Source organism: Streptomyces sp. NPDC051561 (assembly GCF_044454195.1).
In the GTDB taxonomy this organism is placed as follows: Bacteria; Actinomycetota; Actinomycetes; order Streptomycetales; family Streptomycetaceae; genus Streptomyces.
On the sequence record NZ_JBITDM010000040.1, the window covers coordinates 31,390 to 36,922 of the forward strand.

The following is a 5,533-nucleotide window of genomic DNA, read 5'->3' on the forward strand; positions in this document are numbered from 1 at the left end:
GCCCGCGGCGCCCCCCCCCCCCCCCCCCCCCCCCCCGGGGGCCGGGGGGGGGCCGCCCCCCCCCCCCCCCCCCCCCCACCCCCGCGGCCTCCGCGTCGCCGCGCGGCGCGCTCCGGCCGGAGACGTACGGAGGAAGCGGCGTGCGGAGTTGGCGCACGCCGTGGTCCGACGGCGTGCCTCTCGGCCTTCCCGTCCGGGAACGCGACGTGTCCGAACTCCGGACTCCGGCACCGTTCTATCGGTTCCGGAGCGCCTTCGGACGGCAGTACTCGGCTTCCGTGATGGCGTCCGGGGCCCCCGTGTTCCAGTCCCCGTTGCGGTTGTACGCCAGCTGGTGGCGGCCGTCCTCCGTGGTCACGGCCAGCGAGGTCGAGCCGACCATGCCGCCGCCGTGACCCCAGAGCGTGGTGCCGCAGCTCGTCCGTATCTTCATGAGGCCGAGACCGTACGACATGCCTGCGCGGCCGGTGGAAGGGCCCGGCGTCTTCATGGCCTTGAGCTGCTGGGGCGGCAGCAGTTGGCCGCGCATCAGAGCGCGGTAGAACCGGTTGAGGTCGCCGTTGGTGGAGATGATGTCGCCGTCGGCCCAGCCCTGCGAGCCGTTCATCTCGGTGACGTCGTCGATCCGGTCGGGCTGCGCGTCGAACAGCTTCGAGTAGGCGCGGCTGCTGGGGCGGGGAAGGCGGATGCTGTTGCCGGGGTTGGTCGTGGCCGTCATACCCAGCGGCTTGAGGATCCTGTCGCGGACCGGGGCCTCGTACGTCCGCTTGCCCGCCTTCTCCAGGATCAGTCCGGCCAGTATGTAGTTGGTGTTGGAGTACGAGAACTCCTTGCCCGGCGTGAACTGCGGCGGGTGGGACAGCGCCACCTTCACGTGCTTCAGAGGCGGCAGAGTGTCGTAGCGGTGCTTGAGGTATCCCTCGCCGCGCATGTACGTCTCGACGTACTTCTCGTCGGCCAGGTAGTCGAACAGGCCGCTGGTGTGGCTGAGGAGCTGACGAACGGTGATCTTGCCGCCGTCGTTGCCGTTGCCCCGTACCAGGCCGGGGAGGTGGTCCTCCACGGTGTCGTCGAGGTCGAGTCTGCCCTCGGCCTCCAACTGGAGCAGGACGGTCGCCACGAACGTCTTGGTGATGCTGCCGACCCGGTACCGGTCGTTCTCGCCGCGCGGCGCACCGGTGGATCGATCACCGACACCCGATGTCGCCTTCCAGACGCCGTGCGCGTCACGCACCTGCGCCGTGATGCCGGGGATGCCTGCCTTCACTTCCGCGTCCATCGCGCGCCGGGTCGCCTCGTGACCTGCCGCGCCCCGGGCGGCGTTCGGTGATGCCTGGGCGGGGACGGTGAAGGCGGTGGCCGCCATCGTCGCCGCAAGAGCCACCGCTGCGGCCCGTGCGGTCTTCCGTAATGTCATGAACGTCATGCCGTGCCCCTTGTCGCTGTGCGTGTCGCGCTGGACGGGTGCGGTTCCTGGGGATTCGCCCGGAGCCGTCTTCACCACAGGACCGCAGGAGACCGGCGAGGGTTGAGACACAGGCTCCGAGCACATCGGCGAGCCTCTGTCGAACCTCGCTCGTGTGCGTCAGGGGACGAGGAAGTGGGGGCTGGTGCGTTCGGAGGGGATCGGGGATGATCCATTGGGCGGTAGCCCGAACGGTCTTTTGGTTAAGGGGAGTTGGCGTGCGCAAATTCAGTCGTGTCGCGGTGGTGTTCGCCGCTTCGGTGGCACTTGTCGGCCTCAACCAGGGAAGTGCCTCCGCATTGGAGGCCCATTGCTGGACCGCCGACAGTGACGACGGAGGCAAGTCGTGCCAGATCTGGCACGAGGCGAACGGCGCGCACGTCGACTCGGTCCGGTTCAACTCCTACGGTGAGACCCTGTGGGTCTACGACCTCGTGTCGGACGGAAAGGGCGTGACGGCCTTCGTGAACGGCCGTGAGTACCCGGGGCGCCCCAGCGACTACGGGCCCGTGGAGTACAACCTCAGCATCGCCGAGGGCACCAAGGTCGAGCTGACGTCCTGTCAGACGGACAACGGCCGGGTGTACGACTGCCACACCGAGTGGGCCATCGCCTGATCAGCGGCGAGGCTCAGGGGCTGAGGAGGCGTGGATCGGCGCGGACGGGGCACGTCCGCACCGCTCCCCGATGCACGCCTGCCCCTCCGGCCTCCACATGAACGGCATCCGATGACTTCCTGAACCGCACTCGACGTCCCCCGCACCGCGCTGGCCTGCCACAGCGTCGAACGGGCGCGTACGTCCTGAAGCGCGTCCTGGCGGTCGCACCCGGGACGGACGTCCGGCTGGTCCGCCTCGACCTGGCCGACCTCACGTCCGTAAACGCCGCAACGAAGTCGAGCGGACGTTCAATGCGCTCAAGGGCTTCCGGGCCGTAGCCACTCGTTTCGACAAGCGTACCTACGTCTTCCACGGAACGGTGACCGTTGCCCCGCTCCGCCTGTGGCTCCGCTCGTGAGCCCATCGGACAGACCCTGGGTCTCCGATACCGCGCTCACCATTGCTGCCAACGCAGCCGGGTTGCGGGACCTCGCCGCACGCTTCCTCGGCCCCGCTGATCCTGAGCTTCGGGGATGGGCATCACGAACACCTTGAGAGCGGCCTCGACCTCGAAGATGGCTCCATCAGTCTGATCTTGGCGCGGGACGAGAAAGTCCGAGCTGCGGTACAGGACAGAAAATTGCAGCAACCCCGCCAACCGGCCGAAGCCGGCGTCACGTGTGGCGTCCTCGGTCGAGGCAGCCGAATTCGGGGAAAGCCGGACGGGAGAGGGCCCTTGACCTACCCAGGCACGTCGGCCCTGTCCAGTTCCGCGGTCGAGGAACCAGCAGATCCCTGGGAAGTGTGGCCCGGCTCCGAGGGGGCTGGGCGGTGGCCGGGCCGAGGCAACGCCACGGCACTCCGGGCCGGTCCAGCGGGGGCCGTGGGACCTTTCCCGGCCCGTCGCAGGACACCCTCCCCCACCGCTACTCCTGACCGCCGACGAACCCAGCCGCTACTGGCCGACCGGAGCCCCCTCACGGAGTTCTTGTCGTGGAGGCCACGCGGCTGAGGGAGGAGTTCCAGTACACCCTGCGACGCCCTGCGGACCACCGCCGACAGCTGACCGGCACACGGGGTAAAGAAAATCTAAGAAACATGCGCATTCATGACCGGAGGCAGGGCACTTGAACGACCGAACGCAAAAGAACGGCCCTGGTCGCGGCAACGCCGGCGTCGCGAAACCCGCCTTCGGAGAGATCGGACACCTCATGCTTATTCTCGGCCTCATTCTGCTCCTCGTCGGTGTGCTGGTGGGGATCCCGCTGCTGACGACCATCGGCGGAATCCTCCTCGTGGTCGGCGCCATCCTGTGGATTCTGGGCGCGACGGGCCGCGCGGTCGGCGGACGCAAGCACTACTTCTAGAGGCGCGGCGTCCTGGCCAAGCGCGCCGCAAAGCACAGAGCGCCCGCCTGCGGCTGCGGTTTTCAGCGGTTGGCCAGGCCCTCCGCACCGCCCCCTTCGCTTTGCATCGGCGTAGGGGGCTGCCGCGTACCCGCTGCGCAGCGGGTACGCGTGAAACCCTCGGCCGGGATTTCCCCAGGCCGGCTACAAGCCACGGGCTCCCCCGGCCGCCTGGCACCGCCTGGCACCCTATGCCTCGGTCTCCGGGTGACGCCCCGGACCTTCTCCGGGGGTACGCAGCGGGGTGGGCGAGAGCGTGGTGGGTTCCTCGCCGCTCTCCAAAAGGGTGTCGGCCGCGCCGATGATCAGGGAGTCGGCCTCGCCGATCGCTTCCTTGTCCTTGGCGGTGTACTCGCACCGCAGCAGCAGATGGCGCATTGCCTCGATCCGCCCCCGCCGCTTGTCGTTGTTCTTCACCACCGTCCAGGGGGCGTGCGCGGTGTCTGTCGCACGGAACATGTCCACCTTCGCCGCCGTGTACGCGTCCCACAGATCCAGCGATGCGAGGTCCGTCGGCGAGAGCTTCCACTGTCGTACGGGATCGACCTGGCGTATCGCGAACCGGGTGCGTTGCTCGTTCTGCGAGACGGAGAACCAGAATTTGACCAGCAGCACCCCGTCGTCCACAAGCATCTGCTCGAAGACCGGTGCCTGGGCGTAGAAGTGCCGGACCTCGTCCGGTGAGCAGAAGCCCATGACGCGCTCGACCCCGGCCCGGTTCTACCAGGACCGGTCGAAGAAGACGATCTCCCCGGCGGTGGGCAGGTGGGTGATGTACCGCTGGAAGTACCACTGACCGCTCTCGCGCTCCGTGGGCTTGTCCAGTGCCACGACGCGGGCACCACGCGGGTTAAGGCGTTCGGTGAAACGCTTGATGGTGCCGCCCTTGCCGGCCGCGTCCCGGCCCTCACACACCACCACGACCCGCTGTCCGCTCTCGCGCACCCACTTCTGAAGCTTGAGCATCTCGATCTGCAGGACGCGCTTCTGCCGCTCGTAAGCGGTGCGCCCCAACTTCTTGTCGTACGGGTAGTTCTCCCGCCAGGTCCGCAGCGGCCGACCGTCCTGGTCCAGCAGCACAGGCTGCTCCGGCCGCTGCTCGTCCACCTGGAGCCCGGCGAGCAGCTCCGCCTCAGCGGACGAAGCGTTCCGCGTTCTCATTCCCGATGCCTGCCCGGAAACGCCCACAGGTGGCTCCCTTCTGCCCGGCTGGCCGGACCGTCGTGATGACATCTAGCCGCCCTCGGTCGCAAGGCGCCAGTACCGTGACGGCTGCCCCCGTGACCATACGTAAACGCGGGCGGACCAGTGGGACGGCCCACGCCGGGTACACCGTCGTGGGAAGCGGAGAACTCGACATCACCCGAATCCCAGAACTCGTGGTCCTGCTGCGCGGGACGTGCCGGCACCCCGGGACGCCCGGCTCATCGTCGGCCTGCGGCCGGCCACGTTCATGGATTTCCCCATGGTGCACGAGCCGTGGTGCACGAACTGACCACCGCTCAGGAGCACTGCGAACAGGCCGCCCACGGGCTGCGCCTGGTCTACGACCAGCCCTTCGTCAATGGAGCCGGGATCCTCCAAGAGGGCTCTTGACCTCAACCACGCTCAAGGTCAGACCATTTACCGAAGTGGTCCGCGCGAGGCGGAACTTGGGGCGGAGGCAGGCCAATGGAGACAGCAACCGAATGGATCCACAACAACTCGCAAGCACTGAACGGCAGAAAGCCCCACGACCCCCTGGATGATCTGCGACCGCTCGCCCCGCTCGTACGTGATGCAAAGATCGTGGCACTCGGAGCCGCTGCCCGCCAGACACACGAACTGTCGGAGGTGGCACATCGCATCGTGCGCCTCCTGGTGGAGGAGGAGGGGTTCCGGACTCTCGCCCTGGAGGGCGACGACCCCGGCCGGCTCGGTCTGGACGCCTGCATCGCCACCGGCGAGGGAGAGCCGAGCGAACTACTGCTTAGAAGTCATCTCATTTGGCGAGTCTGCGGTAGCAGATGAGAGTGCAGGCGATGCTGGTGAAGGCGAGGAAGTGGTCGGCCTTGCGTTCGTAG

4 protein-coding genes and 2 pseudogenes are annotated in these 5,533 nt (G+C 67.9%); 4 read left to right on the forward strand and 2 right to left on the reverse strand.

All coding sequences use genetic code 11. The features are described 5' to 3' along the window. Nucleotides 1-235: 235 nt before the first annotated feature. Nucleotides 236-1,417, reverse strand: coding sequence for a serine hydrolase domain-containing protein (locus ACIA73_RS40345; protein ID WP_399443996.1), 1,182 nt, complete (start codon nt 1,415-1,417; stop codon nt 236-238). Nucleotides 1,418-1,683: 266 nt separating this feature from the next. Here ACIA73_RS40345 and ACIA73_RS40350 point away from each other — a divergent pair, with 266 nt between their 5' ends. From ACIA73_RS40350 to ACIA73_RS40360, 3 genes and pseudogenes are all read left to right on the forward strand, one after another. Beyond that, nucleotides 1,684-2,082 carry a hypothetical protein gene (locus tag ACIA73_RS40350; RefSeq protein WP_399443992.1) on the forward strand — a complete coding sequence of 133 codons (399 nt, stop codon included), beginning with the start codon at nt 1,684-1,686 and terminating at the stop codon, nt 2,080-2,082. A 259-nt stretch (nt 2,083-2,341) separates the two neighbouring features. Further along, nucleotides 2,342-2,482, forward strand: a pseudogene (locus ACIA73_RS40355) (IS5/IS1182 family transposase); the annotation flags it as partial. Nucleotides 2,483-3,275: 793 nt separating this feature from the next. Continuing rightward, nucleotides 3,276-3,431, forward strand: a complete 156-nt coding sequence (locus ACIA73_RS40360) for a hypothetical protein (protein ID WP_399443993.1) — start codon at nt 3,276-3,278, stop codon at nt 3,429-3,431. A gap of 228 nt (nt 3,432-3,659) precedes the next feature. Here ACIA73_RS40360 and ppk2 read toward each other — a convergent pair. Beyond that, a pseudogene (gene ppk2 / locus ACIA73_RS40365) lies at nt 3,660-4,631 on the reverse strand (polyphosphate kinase 2). A gap of 510 nt (nt 4,632-5,141) precedes the next feature. Between ppk2 and ACIA73_RS40370 the strand changes: the two are divergent. Then, nucleotides 5,142-5,480, forward strand: a complete 339-nt coding sequence (locus ACIA73_RS40370) for a hypothetical protein (protein WP_399443994.1) — start codon at nt 5,142-5,144, stop codon at nt 5,478-5,480. The last annotated feature ends 53 nt before the right edge of the window (nt 5,481-5,533 follow it).

Excerpts from the sequence above, each read along its gene's own strand:
- ACIA73_RS40370 (WP_399443994.1), top strand. The coding sequence starts at position 5,142 with ATGGAGACAGCAACCGAATGGATCCACAACAACTCGCAAGCACTGAAC.
- ACIA73_RS40360 (WP_399443993.1), top strand. The coding sequence starts at position 3,276 with ATGCTTATTCTCGGCCTCATTCTGCTCCTCGTCGGTGTGCTGGTGGGG.
- ACIA73_RS40345 (WP_399443996.1), bottom strand. The coding sequence starts at position 1,417 with ATGACATTACGGAAGACCGCACGGGCCGCAGCGGTGGCTCTTGCGGCG.